The organism is Blastococcus aurantiacus, assembly GCF_900102425.1.
Taxonomy (GTDB): domain Bacteria; phylum Actinomycetota; class Actinomycetes; order Mycobacteriales; family Geodermatophilaceae; genus Blastococcus; species Blastococcus aurantiacus.
The window spans coordinates 139133-153126 of record NZ_FNBT01000003.1; the positions used below are offsets into that span (position 1 = coordinate 139133).

The 13994-nt window shown below is 74.7% G+C and carries 12 protein-coding genes; 2 read left to right on the plus strand and 10 right to left on the minus strand.

The genetic code is table 11. The annotated features are described in order from the left end of the window. Positions 1-65: 65 nt before the first annotated feature. Genes gatB through gatC form a run of 4 tightly spaced genes read right to left on the minus strand, consistent with a single transcriptional unit; the run spans position 66 to position 3614 of the window. Positions 66-1571 carry an Asp-tRNA(Asn)/Glu-tRNA(Gln) amidotransferase subunit GatB gene (gene gatB, locus BLS70_RS07310; protein WP_091765251.1) on the minus strand — a complete coding sequence of 502 codons (1506 nt, stop codon included), beginning with the start codon at positions 1569-1571 and terminating at the stop codon, positions 66-68. Then, positions 1568-1771, minus strand: a complete 204-nt coding sequence (locus tag BLS70_RS07315; protein ID WP_091765254.1) for a hypothetical protein — start codon at positions 1769-1771, stop codon at positions 1568-1570. The genes gatB and BLS70_RS07315 overlap by 4 nt, the downstream gene beginning before the upstream one ends. Then, on the minus strand, positions 1768-3300 hold the full coding sequence (gene gatA, locus BLS70_RS07320; RefSeq protein WP_091765256.1) for an Asp-tRNA(Asn)/Glu-tRNA(Gln) amidotransferase subunit GatA: 1533 nt from the start codon (positions 3298-3300) through the stop codon (positions 1768-1770). The genes BLS70_RS07315 and gatA overlap by 4 nt, the downstream gene beginning before the upstream one ends. Further along, on the minus strand, positions 3297-3614 hold the full coding sequence (gene gatC / locus BLS70_RS07325; protein WP_091765258.1) for an Asp-tRNA(Asn)/Glu-tRNA(Gln) amidotransferase subunit GatC: 318 nt from the start codon (positions 3612-3614) through the stop codon (positions 3297-3299). The genes gatA and gatC overlap by 4 nt, the downstream gene beginning before the upstream one ends. Positions 3615-3856: 242 nt before the next feature. Between gatC and BLS70_RS07330 the strand changes: the two genes are divergently transcribed. Together BLS70_RS07330 and BLS70_RS07335 are read left to right on the plus strand one after the other, a co-directional pair. Beyond that, complete coding sequence (locus BLS70_RS07330) at positions 3857-4537, plus strand: ACT domain-containing protein (protein ID WP_091765261.1); 681 nt, start codon at positions 3857-3859, stop codon at positions 4535-4537. A gap of 84 nt (positions 4538-4621) precedes the next feature. Continuing rightward, positions 4622-6574, plus strand: a complete 1953-nt coding sequence (locus BLS70_RS07335; protein WP_091765263.1) for an HNH endonuclease signature motif containing protein — start codon at positions 4622-4624, stop codon at positions 6572-6574. 36 nt (positions 6575-6610) lie between these two features. Here BLS70_RS07335 and BLS70_RS07340 read toward each other — a convergent pair whose 3' ends face one another. From BLS70_RS07340 to BLS70_RS07365, 6 genes are read right to left on the minus strand one after another with little or no spacing between them, the layout of a single operon-like run. Next, positions 6611-7006, minus strand: coding sequence for a PPOX class F420-dependent oxidoreductase (locus BLS70_RS07340; protein ID WP_091765266.1), 396 nt, complete (start codon positions 7004-7006; stop codon positions 6611-6613). Between the two features lie 52 nt (positions 7007-7058). Next, positions 7059-9212: an NAD-dependent DNA ligase LigA gene (gene ligA / locus BLS70_RS07345; RefSeq protein WP_176946326.1), complete on the minus strand. Its 2154-nt coding sequence runs from the start codon at positions 9210-9212 to the stop codon at positions 7059-7061. 55 nt (positions 9213-9267) lie between these two features. Beyond that, a complete protein-coding gene (locus tag BLS70_RS07350) occupies positions 9268-10248 on the minus strand; it encodes a methionine synthase (protein WP_091765268.1) in 981 nt (326 codons plus the stop codon). After that, positions 10245-11315, minus strand: coding sequence for a tRNA 2-thiouridine(34) synthase MnmA (mnmA, locus tag BLS70_RS07355; protein WP_091765270.1), 1071 nt, complete (start codon positions 11313-11315; stop codon positions 10245-10247). Before mnmA ends, BLS70_RS07350 begins: the two co-directional genes overlap by 4 nt. Next, complete coding sequence (locus tag BLS70_RS07360; protein WP_091765273.1) at positions 11312-12502, minus strand: cysteine desulfurase family protein; 1191 nt, start codon at positions 12500-12502, stop codon at positions 11312-11314. The genes mnmA and BLS70_RS07360 overlap by 4 nt, the downstream gene beginning before the upstream one ends. Beyond that, complete coding sequence (locus BLS70_RS07365) at positions 12499-13893, minus strand: MFS transporter (protein ID WP_255362295.1); 1395 nt, start codon at positions 13891-13893, stop codon at positions 12499-12501. Before BLS70_RS07365 ends, BLS70_RS07360 begins: the two co-directional genes overlap by 4 nt. Between the last annotated feature and the right edge of the window lie 101 nt (positions 13894-13994).

The following is a 13994-nucleotide window of genomic DNA, read 5'->3' on the forward strand; positions in this document are numbered from 1 at the left end:
GCAGCGCACCATCGCCAGAGCACCGCGGCGTCGGCGGCGGTCAGGCCGTGGGTGTGCCGGTCGACCTATGAGCCGACGAGCCGCTCCTCGAGCATGCGCTTGACGGTGGCGGCGTCGGCCTTGCCACGGGTGGTCTTCATGACCGCACCGACCAGCGCGCCGATGGCCTGCACCTTGCCGCCGCGCACCTTGTCGGCGACGTCGGGGTTGCCCTCGATCGCGGCATCCACGGCGCCGACCAGCTCGTCGCTCTCGCCCATCACGGCCAGCCCGCGGGCCTCGACGACGGCCGCGGGGTCGCCTTCGCCGGCCAGCACGCCGTCCAGCGCCTGGCGCGCCAGCTGGTCGTTGATGGTGCCGGCGGAGATCAGCCCGATCAGCTCGGCGACCTGCTTCGGGGTGACGGCCAACTCGCCGAGCTCCGTGCCGGTGTCGTTGGCGCGGCGGGCGAGGTCGCCCAGCCACCACTTGCGGGCGTCGGCGGGCGAGGCCCCGGCGGCCACGGTCTCGCTGACCAGCTCGACGGCGCCGGCGTTGACCAGCCACGCCATCTCCGTCGGCGAGATGCCCCACTCGTCGGAGAGGCGGGTGCGGCGGGCGGCGGGCAGCTCCGGCAGGGCGGCGAGGAGCGAGGCGACCCACTCCTCGTCGGGCGCGACCGGCACCAGGTCGGGCTCGGGGAAGTACCGGTAGTCGGTCGCCTCCTCCTTGCTGCGGCCGGGCGAGGTCGAGCCGGTGTCCTCGTGGAAGTGCCGGGTCTCCTGCCGGATCGCCACACCCTCGTCGAGCAGGGCGGCCTGGCGGCGCATCTCGAAGCGCACCGCCCGCTCCACCGAGCGCAGCGAGTTCACGTTCTTCGTCTCGGTGCGGGTGCCCCACTCGAGGCTGCCGATCGGCGCCAGGGAGGTGTTGACGTCGCAGCGCAGGTTGCCCTGCTCCATGCGCACCTCGGAGACGCCGAGGGCCACCAGGATCTCGCGCAGCTCGGTGACGTAGGCCTTGGCGACCTCGGGCGCCTTGGCGCCGGCGCCCGGGATGGGGCGGGTGACGATCTCGACCAGCGGGATGCCGGCCCGGTTGTAGTCGATGAGCGAGTGGTCGGCGCCGTGGATGCGGCCGGTGGAGCCACCGACGTGCAGGTTCTTGCCGGTGTCCTCCTCGAGGTGCACCCGCTCGATCTCCACGCGGTAGGTCTCGCCGTCGACCTCGACGTCCAGGTGCCCGGCGGTGCAGAGCGGCTCGTCGTACTGCGTGGTCTGGAATCCCTTGGGGATGTCCGGGTAGAAGTAGTTCTTCCGGGAGAACCGCGCCCAGGTGGCGATGCGGCAACCCAGGGCCAGGCCGATGCGGATGGTCGACTCGATGGCGGCGGCGTTGGCCACCGGCAGCGAGCCGGGCAGCCCCAGGCAGGTCGGGCAGGTCTGGGTGTTGGGCTCGGCGCCGAACGTGGTGGAGCAGCCGCAGAACATCTTGGACGCGGTGCCCAGCTCGACGTGGGTCTCCAGACCCATCACCGGCTCGTAGCGGGTGAGGACCTCGTCGAAGTCGACGAGACGGTCGGTGGTGCTCACGGGGTGGGGCCCTCCTTCGGGGCGGTGCCCCGGGCGGCGTCGCGCTCGGCGCGGCCGGTGAGCACGGCGCCGGCGGCGGTCAGCACGCCCAGGACGAGGAAGACGGCGAAGACGGGACGGCCGGTGACGATCCACCCGACGATGCCGGCAACGATGACGAACGTGGTGAGGCCCCAGGCGGCCTTGAGGGCGCCGGTCATGCCGCGCTCCGCACGGGCAGCTGGTCGAGGAACCGGGAGCCGCGCGCGGCGTCCTGCGCGGCCTCGAGGGCGGCGGCGACCTTGTAGCAGCGGTCGTCGGCCAGGGCCGGCGCCATCACCTGGAAGCCGACGGGCAGCCCGTCGGACAGGCCGCACGGCACCGAGATGGCAGGGACGCCGGCGAGGCTTGCCGGCAGCGTGCACAGGTCGGCGGCGTACATGGCGATCGGGTCGTCGACGCGGGCGCCCACCGGCCAGGCGACGGTCGGGCTGGTCGGGCTGACCAGTACGTCGACGCCATGGCCGTCGTCACCGTCGAACGCAGTGGTGAAGTCGCGCGTGATCAGCGTGCGGACCTTCTGCGCCTGCCCGTAGTAGGCGTCGTAGTAGCCGCTGGAGAGCGCGTACGTGCCGAGGATGATGCGGCGCTTGACCTCGGGGCCGAAGCCCTGCTCGCGGGTGAGCGCCATGACCTCGTCGAGGTCCCGGTTGCCGTCGTCGCCGACGCGCAGGCCGTAGCGGACGCCGTCGAAGCGGGCGAGGTTGGACGACGCCTCGCTCGGGGCGATGAGGTAGTAGGCCGGCAGCGCGAGGTCGAAGGCCGGGCAGGACACCGGGCGCACCTCCGCGCCCAGGCTCTCCAGCAGCGCGACCGTCTCGGTGAAGCGGGCGAGCACGCCGGCCTCGTAGCCGTCGGTGTGCCCGTCGCCGCCCAGCTCGGTGACGACGCCGACCCGCAGGCCGGCCAGGTCGCCCTCGGCACCGCGGCGGGCCGACTCGGCGAGCACGGGCACGGGTGCGGCGATGCTCGTGGAGTCCAGCGGGTCGTGGCCGGCGATCGCCTCGTGCAGCAGCGCGGCGTCCAGGACCGTGCGCGCCATGGGGCCGGCCTGGTCGAGGCTCGAGGAGAAGGCGATGAGGCCGTACCGGGACACCGAGCCGTAGGTGGGCTTGTGCCCGACCAGGCCGGTGACGGCGGCGGGCTGGCGGATCGAGCCACCGGTGTCGGTGCCGATCGCCCACGGGGCCAGCGCGCCGGCGACCGCGGCCGAGGAGCCGCCGGAGGACCCGCCCGGGATGCGGTCGTGGTCCCAGGGGTTGCGGGTGACCTGGTAGGCCGAGTTCTCCGTCGACGAGCCCATGGCGAACTCGTCCATGTTCGTCTTGCCGAGGAGCACGGTGCCGGCGGTCTTCAGCCGGGCGGCCAGCGTCGCGTCGTACGGCGGCCGCCAGCCCTCGAGGATCTTCGAGCCGCTCGTCGTGGGCACGCCCTCGGTCACGACGACGTCCTTGAGCGCCAGCGGGATGCCGGCCAGCGGGCCGAGCGCACCGCCGTCGGCGCGGGCGGCATCCACCTGCTCGGCGGAGCGCAGGGCGGCCTCGGCGTCGACGTGCAGGTAGGCGCCGATCGCGCCGTCCTCGGCCTCGATGCGGTCCAGGTAGGCCTGGGTGACGTCGACGGCGCTCACCTCGCCGGCGGTGAGCAGCCGGCCGAGCTCGGCGGCGTCGGTGGTGGTCAGCTCGCTCATGCTTCCTCCCCCAGGATGCGCGGCACGCGGATCCGGCCGTCCTCGGCGGCCGGCGCACCGGCCAGGACGACGTCGCGCGGCAGGCTGGGCCGGGCGACGTCCTCGCGGAAGACGTTGGTCATCGGCACCGCATGCGTCGTCGGCGGCACGTCGGCGACGTCGGCCTTGCCCACCTGCGCGACGGCGTCCAGCACCGCGCCCAGCTGGCCGGCGAAGAGGTCGAGCTCCTCATCGGTCACGGCCAGCCGCGACAGGTGCGCCAGATGGGCCACCTCGTCACGGGTCAGTCGGTCCTTGCGGGACGGCGTGCTCATGCGGGACGGAACTCCACTTCGAGGGGGGAACGGCCGGCGCGGCCACCGTGGTCTGGGGCCGGGACCGGACCTTCCCACTGTACGTGGGGGGTCTGCGCAGGTCGTCACCGTGAGAGGCTGCCCCCGCTGCGATCAACGGAGATCGATGAAGGACCCCCTGCCCCCCGCTGCTCGCACGCTCGCACGCTCGCACGCTCGCACCGGGACCCTGCAGGGGGCCGGAAGCGATTCTCGGAGGAACCGTGTCCTATCTCCTGCGCCTGGTCATGCCCGACCGTCCCGGCATCCTGGGCGCGGTCGCCACCGCACTCGGCACCGCCGGCATCGACATCGTGTCGTTGGACGTGCTCGAGCGCGGCACCGGTGTCGCTGTCGACGACGTCGTGGTCGACCTGCCCGCCGACCGGCTGCCCGACAGTCTGATCACCGTGGCGCAGAGCGTCCCCGACGTGCGCGTGGAATCCCTGCGGCCCTACGCCGGTCCGCTCGACACCCACCGCGAGCTGGAGCTGCTCGACGCGCTGGCGCACGCCGGCGGCAACCCCCCCGATCCCGCGGTGGCGGTCGACCTGCTGACCGCGGAACTGCCCCGGGTGTTCCACAGCGGGTGGGCGGTGGTGCTCGACTGCGGCGCCGGGGGCTGGTCGGTGCGGTCGGCGTCCGAGGCGGCTCCGTCGTTCGACGGCGTGGAGCTGCCGTGGATACCGCTGGGCGGTCCGCGACTGCTGCCCAGCGACGAGGACTGGCTGCCCGAGCGCTGGCGGGAGATGGCCATCGAGATGATGGCGGCCCCCTACGGCGGTGACGCCTGCGTGGTGGTCATGGGCCGCTCGGGCGGCCCGGCGTTCCGCCGCTCGGAGCTGCTGCGGCTGGTGCACCTGATCGGCATCGCGTCGACCGTCACCCACCTGCCCCCGGCCTGACCCGGCCCTCCACGCCCCGCGGGATCCGGCGTCGGCACTCGTCGGGGCACCGAAACTGTCGGTGGTCGAACATACGATCGATCCATGACCGATGCCGCTCCTTCGATCGAGGCGCCTCCGGCTGCGCCGGCGGTCGGGTGGGCGACGGGCCCGCTCGGAGCGGTCCAGGCGGCGGACCGGGAGATCGGCCGCCAGACGGCGCTGCGTGCCCGGGCGGTGGCCGAGTTCGCCGCGACCAGGCCCGCCTGCGCCGACCGCCCCGCCGGCACTCCCGGCGCGATGAGCGCGGAACGCCGGGCCGCCCGGCCGAGCGTGCTGGCCGACGTCAGCGAGTGGGCGGCGCAGGAGCTGGTGGTGGCGCTGTCGATCACCTCCACCGCGGCCCAGAACCTGCTGGAGCGCTCGCTGACGCTGGTGCACCGGCTGCCCCGCACGCTGGCCGCCCTGGAGTCCGGACTGATCCACGTCGGACACCTGTGGTCACTGCTGGAGCGGGTCGCGCCGATCACCGACGCGACGATCCGCACCAGGGTGGAGGCCGAGGTCATCGACTGGACGGCCGCCCGTCAGGTCACGACCCCGGCCCAGCTGGGTGCGAAGGTGCGTCGGTCGGTGCTGCGCCACGACGCCCGGGCCGCGGCGCAGCGGCTGGCGGCGGCCGTGCGCGAGCGGGGCATCACCGTCCGGGCCGACCGCCGCGAGGGCATGGCGGTGTTCGACTCGCTGCTGACCGTGCCGGAGGCGCACGCCCTGCTGGACGTGCTGGGGCAGTACGCCGACGTGATCGACGGCCCGGAGGACACGCGGACCCGGGGCCAGCGGATGGCCGACTGCCTGCTGGACCTCGTGCTGCGCCCGGGCGAGCAGACCGGCCCGCCGGTGCAGGCGCGGCTCACCGTGGTCGCCGGCGTGCGCACCCTGGCCGGCGGCGACGAGCCGGGTGAGATCGGCGGCGAGCCCGTACCCGCAGAGCTGGTGCGGGCGCTCGCCCGCGCTCTCGGCCTGCTGCCCCACCCGCCCTCGGAGCCGGTCGCATCGGCGGCCGCCGGGCTGGAACCCCGTCCGGACGAGCTCCCGGTCGACTCCTGGACCGACGCAGTTTGTGCCGCCGACGAGCGGTGGTGGGCCGAGGTCGAGGCGCGGGCGCTCCGAGGCGTGTGGGGCGGCGAGGAGGACCCGTCGCTCCAGGAGCTCGAGCGATGGTGGGCCATGCGAGCCGCCGTCCCGGACGACGCACCCCCGCCACCGGAGGACGGAGCGGCGGACGACGACTCGACCACCGACACCACCGTTGCCACCGGGGCGTGGGCGCGAGCCGATCGGGCGGTGGACGAGGCGAGCGCACTGCTGCTCGAGCTCCAGCGTGCGAGCAGTCGCGCCGGCCGAGCGGTGGCGGACGCCGTGCGCGCCGATGCGGACGACGAAGACGCGTGGGAGCAGAGCCCGGCCGGCCGGATGACGGCGGCGACGGGCACCGTCGAGGCCCTGGGCCTGCTGACCGATGGGCAGCGCGCGGCGCTCGCGGACCTCCTCGACGCGACGGCGGGCGGCGGGCTCCTGGATCGGCCCCGCATCGCGGTCGTCGACGAGCTCACCGGCGCGCTGCTCTGCCTCACCGACGCCGACGGACTGCGCCGGCAAGCGGCGTGCGGGCGGCGCCGGTGCCGTCGAGACCCGGGTAGCTGCGACCACGGTCTGAGCGGCCGTCACAGCGTCGGTCCGCCCGGCCTCGGTCCGCCCGGCCCCGGCGACGGCTACCGACCCGGTGCTGCGCTCGACCGGCACCTCCGCGCCCGTGACCGGCGCTGCCGCTTCCCCGGCTGCCGTCGGCCGGTGCCGCTGAGCGGCGAGCTCGACCACGACCGGCCGTGGCCGGAGGGGCCGACCAGCGCCGGCAACCTCGTCGGCTACTGCACCGGGCACCACCGCGGCAAGCACCAGGCACCCGGCTGGCGGCACCAGCTGGCCGAGGACGGCACGCTCACGATCACCACCCCGACCGGCCTGGTGGCGACCACCACGCCGCCCCCGTACTGATCCAGGACCGGTCGTCGGCCAGATCGTTCGCGGTGCTCAGCCGCGCGGGGCCGTCACCTTCTCCGGGGAGATCCGCACCAGCAGGCGCACCTGGTCCCGGCCGCCGAACCATGGGTACGGGGCGCCGATGTAGCGCTGGGACAGCTCGTCGATGTGCTCACGGGCGCCGTCCTCGGTGACCTCGGTGACGCGGCCGCGGACCTCGAAGTAGCGGCTCGGGTCGTCGGGGTCGGCCACGTTGAGGGCCACCCGCGGGTCGCGCTCGACGTTGCGGACCTTCTGGTGCCCCCGGACGGTGTTGATCAGGACGTCGCGTCCGTCGGTGTCCACCCAGGTCTGCGTCATCTGCGGCGAGCCGTCCGGCATGAGGGTCGAGAGGAAGCAGGGACTGGGACGGCGGAGCAGGTCGAGCAGGGCGTCGGGCAGGGACACGCGGGGGTCCTTCCGGGGGGGTGGACCCCGCCCCTACCCGCGACCACCCGTCTCACTCCGCCGGCGGTTCGCTCCCGTCACCGATCGTCGCGACCTCGCGGGCGACGTCCGGGCCGTCCTCGAGCAGCACCCGGAGGCCGTCGTCGTCCAGGATCGGTGCCTTCACCTGCACCGCCTTGTCGTACTTGCTGCCCGGGTCGGCACCCACCACGACGAAGCCGGTCTTCTTCGACACCGAGCCGGTCACCTTGCCACCGCGCTCCTGGATCGCCGCGATTGCCTGGTCGCGGCTGTAGTCGCGCAGCGAGCCCGTGACCACGACGGTGATCCCGGTCAGCGGGCCGGGACCGGCGTCACTGCCCTCCTCGACCATGCGCACGCCGGCCTGGCGCCACTTCTCCACCAGGTCGCGGTGCCAGTCGACCTCGAACCAGTCGCGCACGGACTTCGCGATCGTGGGCCCGACGCCGTCGGCCGCGGCGAGCTCCTCCTCCGAGGCCTCCATGATCCGGTCCAGCGAACGGAAGTCGCGCGCCAGCGCCTGCGCCGCGGTCGGGCCGACGTGCCGGATCGACAGCGCCACCAGCACCCGCCACAGCGGCACGTCCTTGCGGCTCTGCAGGTTGGTGAGCAGCTTCGCCCCGTTGGCGCTGAGCGTGCCGTCCTTCTTGGTGAAGAACGCCGACCGCTGCAGCTGCTCGGCGTCGAGGAAGAAGATGTCGCCCTCGTCGGTCAGCAGCTCGCTCTGCAGCAGCGCGATCGCGGCCTCGTAGCCCAGGTTCTCGATGTCGAAGGCCCCCCGCCCAGCGACGTGGAACACCCGCTCCCGCAGCTGGGCGGGGCACGACCGGGCGTTCGGGCACCGGATGTCGGCGTCGCCCTCCTTCTCCGGCCGCAGCTCGGTCCCGCACTCGGGGCAGTGCGTCGGCATCTCGAACGCGCGCTCGGAGCCGTCCCGTGCGGCGACCACCGGGCCGAGCACCTCGGGGATGACGTCGCCGGCCTTGCGGATGACGACGGTGTCGCCGATCAGCACGCCCTTGCGGACCACCTCGGACGCGTTGTGCAGGGTGGCCAGCTGCACCGTCGAGCCGGCGACCTTCACCGGCTCCATGTAGGCGAACGGCGTCACCCGGCCGGTGCGACCGACGTTGACCCTGATGTCCAGGAGCTGGGTCGTCGCCTCCTCCGGCGGGTACTTGAAGGCGATCGCCCACCGCGGGGCGCGCGACGTCGAGCCGAGCCGGCGCTGCAGGGAGTACTGGTCGACCTTGACCACCACCCCGTCGATCTCGTGCTCGACCGAGTGTCGCTGCTCCTTGGTCCGCTCGATGTAGGCCCAGACCGCCTCGAGGTCGTCGACCACCTCCGACCGGTCGCTCACCGGCAGTCCCAGCCCGCGCAACCGCTCGTAGGCGGCCGACTGGCGGTCCGCGTCGAAGCCGCGGTGGGCTCCGACCCCGTGCACGACCAGCCGCAGCGGCCGGGAGGCGGTGACCTTCGGGTCCTTCTGCCGCAGCGAGCCGGCGGCGGCGTTGCGCGGGTTCGCGAAGGGCGCCTTGCCCGCCTCCACCAGACCGGCGTTCACGTCGGCGAAGCCGGCCACCGGGAAGTAGATCTCGCCACGGACCTCCAGCAACTCCGGGACGTCCGCACCGGTCAGCTGCTGCGGGACGTTGGCCATGGTGCGGACGTTCGCGGTGACGTCCTCCCCCGTCGTCCCGTCGCCCCGGGTCGCGGCCCGGACCAGCCGGCCGTTCTCGTAGACGATCGCCACCGCGACGCCGTCGACCTTCAGCTCGCACAGGTAGCTCGCACCGGCGGCCCCGTCGCGCTCCACGCGCGCCGCCCAGGCCGACAGCTCGTCGCTGCTGAACGCGTTGTCCAGGCTCTGCATCCGCTCCAGGTGCTGGACCGGGGAGAACGTCGCGGTGAACCCGCCGTTGACCTTCTGGCTCGGGGAGTCCGGTGTGACCAGCGCCGGGTGGGCGACCTCGAGTGCCTTGAGCTCGCCCATGAGCTCGTCGTACTGCCCGTCGCTGACCAGCGGCTCGTCGCGCACGTAGTACGCGAAGGCGTAGCGGTCCAGCTCCTCCGAGAGGTCCCGGTGGCGCGTGCGCGCCTCGTCGGGGACCTCGGTGACGTCCTCGCGGTCGACCGCGGCCTCGACGACCGGCTCCTCCAGCGCAACGGGATCGGTGCTCACAGGGGAACGGTATCCGGCGGGTACGACGTCGAACCGGGCCTCACCCGGTCGGGGCTCACTCCGGCTGGAGGTGCTTCGCGGCCTCGCGCAGGTGGGTCATCGCGGTCCGCGCGTAGCCGGGCGTGGCACCGGCCAGACCGCAGGACGGCGTGAGCGTCACGACGTCGGGCAGCTGCTCGGCGGAGAAGCCCAGCTCGCGCCACCAGCCCTGCACCCGCGAGGCGGTCGCCTTCGCGTCCGGCAGGCGCGCGTCGGTGCCCCGGACCACACCCACCAGCAGGTGGACGCCGGCGTCGACGGCCTCCCCCACGGCGTCGAGGTCCTGCACCAGCGACAGGTCGAACGACAGCCCGGCGGCGCCGGCGGACCGGAACAGCGTCAGCGGCATCCGCGGGGCGCAGCAGTGCACGACCACCGGCACCGGGAGCGCCTCGATCACCGCCCGCAGCTCCCGCTCCACGTCCTCGGCGGGGACGGCGGACAGGCGGCCGAACCCGGTGGCCGTGGGCAGCCCGCCCTGCAGGACCGCCGGCACGCTCGGCTCGTCGAGCTGCACGACGAGCTGCGCCCCGGGCACCCGCGCGGCGACCGCGGCGACGTGCCCGGCCAGCCCCTCGGTGAGCGACTGGGCGAGGTCACGACGCGCCCCCGGGTCGACGACGGCGCGCTCACCCCGGGTGCGCTCGAGCGACGCGGCCAGCGTCCAGGGCCCGGCAGCCTGAAGCTTCAGCGGTCCGACGTAGCCCTCGGCCTCGTCGTGCAGCGCGTCCAGGTCGCGGGCGAGGAACTCCTCGGCCCGCTGCTGGTCGATGCCACCGCGCGGCACCAGCCGCCAGCCGGCCGGCGTGATGTCCACGGCGAGGTCGACGAGCAGCGCCGCCGATCGACCGACCATGTCGGCGCCGGCACCGCGACCCGGCAGCTCCGGCAGGTGCGGCATCCGCGGCAGCTCGCCGAGGACCAGCCGCACCGCCTCGGCCGGATCCGTGCCCGGCAGCGAGCCGACCCCGGTGGCGGGCCCCCAGGGCGACGTCATCGGGCGTCCGCCACGGCCGCCTGGCCGACGACCCGGTCGCCGCGCACGGCGTCCGGCTCGTAGAGGACGGCGGACTGCCCCGGGGCGACGCCGCGCTGGGCCTCGGCGAGGGCGATGCGCAGCCCGCCGTCAGCGGCGCTCACCTCGCAGGCGACGGGCGTGCCGTGCGCGCGCAGCTGCACCTCGAAGCGGGCCGGCAGCGCGGGCGCCGCACCGGTCCAGGTCGGGACGCCGGTGCGCACCTCGTCGACGACGGCGAGGTCGGCCGTCCCGATCGTCACGGTGCGGCTGACCGGCTCGATGCCCAGCACGTAGCGGGGCCGCGAGTCGCCGGCGCTCACGCCCAGCCCCTTCCGCTGGCCCACCGTGAAGCCGTAGGTGCCGTCGTGCTCTCCGACAGTGGCGCCCGTGGTCGCGTCCACGACCGGCCCGGGGAGGCTGCCGAGCCGTCGCGCCAGGAAGCCGCGGGTGTCGCCGTCGGGGATGAAGCAGATGTCGTGCGAGTCCGGCTTGGTGGCCACGGCGAACCCGCGCTCGGCCGCGATCTCGCGCACCCTGTCCTTGGTCGTGCCGCCGAGCGGGAACCACGCGGCCGCGAGCTGCTCCGGCGTGAGCACACCCAGCACGTAGGACTGGTCCTTCGCGGAGTCGACCGACCGGCGGAGCTCGCCACCGGCCAGCCGCGCGTGGTGCCCGGTGACGACGGCGTCGAAGCCCAGCGACAGCGCGCGGTCCAGCACCGCCGAGAACTTGATCTTCTCGTTGCAGCGCAGGCACGGGTTCGGGGTGCGCCCGGCCGCGTACTCGGCCACGAAGTCGTCGACGACGTCCTCGGTGAACCGGTCGGCCAGGTCCCAGACGTAGAACGGGATGCCCAGCTCGTCGGCAACCCGGCGCGCGTCGTGGGAGTCCTCGACGCTGCAGCAGCCACGCGAACCGCTGCGCAGCGTCTGGCGGTTCTGGGACAGCGCCAGGTGCACGCCGGTGACGTCGTGCCCGGCGTCCACGGCGAGCGCTGCGGCCACGGCCGAGTCCACCCCACCGCTCATGGCGGCGAGCACCCTCATCGTCGGCCGAGCCCCGCTCGACGCGCGCGCTCGACGACCGGCCCGATCACGTCCAGGACGGCGTCGACGTCGGCGTCGGTCGAGGTGTGCCCGAGGCTGAAGCGCAGCGAGCTGCGGGCGCGCTCGCCGTCGGCACCCACCGCGAGCAGCACGTGGCTGGGGCGGGCGACGCCGGCACTGCACGCCGACCCCGTCGAGCACTCGATCCCGCGGGCGTCGAGCAGCATGAGCAGCGCATCGCCCTCGGCGCCGGGGAAGGACAGGTGCGCGTTGCCCGGCAGCCGGCCGGGCCCGCCGGCCAGCTCGTCGTCGAGCGGGGCGCCGTTGAGCCGGGCGTCGGGGACCTCGGCGGTCACGCCCTGGACCAGGCGGTCGCGCAGGGCTCCCACCTGCTCGGCGCGCTGCTCCCGGCGGCTCACGGTGGTGCCCGTCGCGACGGCGAGGCCGACGATGGCGGCGACGTCGAGGGTGCCCGAGCGCACGTCGCGCTCCTGCCCGCCCCCGTGCAGCAGCGGGGTGCACTCGGCGTCGCGGCGCAGCAGCAGGGCGCCCGCGCCCATCGGCCCGCCGAGCTTGTGCCCGGTCATCGTGAGGGCGTCGACGCCGCTGGCGGCGAAGTCCACCGGCACCTGACCGACGGCCTGCACGGCGTCGGTGTGCAGCGGGACGCCGACGGCGTGCGCCGTGGCGGCCAGGGCGGCGATGTCGCTGACGGTGCCGATCTCGTTGTTGGCCCACATGACGCTGGCCACCGCGACGTCCCGGCCGTCGCCGAGCGCCTCGGCCAGGGCCTCGGGGAGGATCCGCCCGCTCGGCTCGACCGGCAGCCAGGTGACCTCGGCGCCGTCGTGCTTGACCAGCCACTCGACGCTGTCCAGGACCGCGTGGTGCTCGGCCGGGCTCACCACCAGGCGACGGCGCTGGGTGTCGGCTCCGCGCCGGGCCCAGAACAGGCCCTTGACGGCCAGGTTGTCGCTCTCGGTGCCGCCGCCGGTGAACAGCACCTCCGACGGGCGCGCCCCCAGAGCGTCGGCCAGCCGCTCGCGGGACTGCTCGGCCGCACGGCGGGCGGCCCGCCCGCTGGCGTGCAGCGACGAGGCGTTGCCCACCCGGCCCAGCTGCTCGGTCATCGCCGCCAGCACCTCGGGCAGCATCGGGGTCGTCGCCGCGTGGTCCAGGTACGTCATGTCGCCGCCAGGGTAGTCGCGGCCGCCGAGGCCTCCTGGCCCGGCGGGACGGTGCGCCCGGCCACCCGGGCACCGAGGAGCGCGGGGACCGTCAGCACGGCCACCGCGGCGAGCACAGCCGGCAGCAGCGCGCCGCCGCCGTCCGCGGCCCCGGCGACCAGCACGCCGGACAGGCCGACGCACAGGGCCGACGCCGTCACGTCTGAGATCTGGAAGGCCGCGGAGTTCGCGCCCCGCTCGGCCTCCGGCGACTGGTCGAGCAGCAGCACGCCGACGCTCGGCATGCCGAGGCCCATGCCCACGCCCGCGATGAACCAGGTCAGGTAGGCCGGCCACCCGCCGAGCGCCGGGACCGCACTCGTCGCGGTCGCCACCAGGCCCAGCGCGAGCAGGAGGAACCCGGCGCGCAGCACGCGCTGGCGGGGGACGTCGGCCCGCCGGCCCTGCAGCTGCGCGGCGACCACCCAGCCGACCGCTCCAGCGGTCAGCGGGAGGCCGGCGGTGGTCGCGCTCCACCCGTGCTGCTCGGTGAGGATGAAGGGCAGCAGGGCGTCCATGCCGAAGAAGGCACCGGCCAGCAGGCCTCGGCTCGCGATCACGGCCGGGATGCCGGGGCGGGCGCGCACGGTGCCGCGCGGCAGCAGCCGACGGAGCCCGGCGGCCAGCGCCAGGACGCCCCCCAGGGCGAGGAGGACCGCGGCCGCGTCGAGCCGCTGGGCGGCGTACTGCAGGGCGGCGATGCCGGCGCCCGCGAGCAGGGCCCATGGAGCGTTGCTGCGCCGGGCTTCCGCCGCGGGCTCCCGCTCCACGGGCTCGTCGCGCCCGGCGCCGAGGAGGAGGGCCAGGCCGGCGGCGACGAGGGGCAGCAGGCACAGGAAGACGCCGCGCCACCCGAGGTGGGTGGTGACCAGGCCGGCGGCGAGCGGACCGATCAGTGCGGGCAGCACCCAGCCGGCCGCGAAGGCGCCGAAGAGGCGGGGCCGAAGCTCCGAGGAGTACGCCTGCCCGGCGATGACGTAGAGCAGCACGATGACGACGCCGGCGCCCAGGCCTTGCACCGCCCGGCCGAGGACCAGCACGGCCATGTGCTGGGCGACGCCGGCGATCAGCAGGCCGGTGGCGAACACGAGCACCCCGGCGAGCACGCCCGGCCGGGGCGAGCGCCGGTCGCCCACCTCTCCCCCGACGACCATGCCGACGACGGAGGTGATGAGGAAGGCGCTGAAGGGCCACGCGTACCAGGCGACGCCGTCGAGCTCGGCGACAGCACTGGGCATCGCCGTCCCCACGGCCATCGCCTCGAAGGCCACGAGCGTGACGAGGGTCAGCAGGCCGATCGTGGTCCGCCGGTGGCCGGCGTCCCAGATGCTCGGTGCGACGGCCCTCTCCACGAACGGCCCAACCACGCGCCGCCGTCCGTACTTCCCGTTACCGGGAAAGCATCGAGCGCCGGCCCCCGTGTGGGGACCGGCGCTCGAGGCGGACGTGCGGC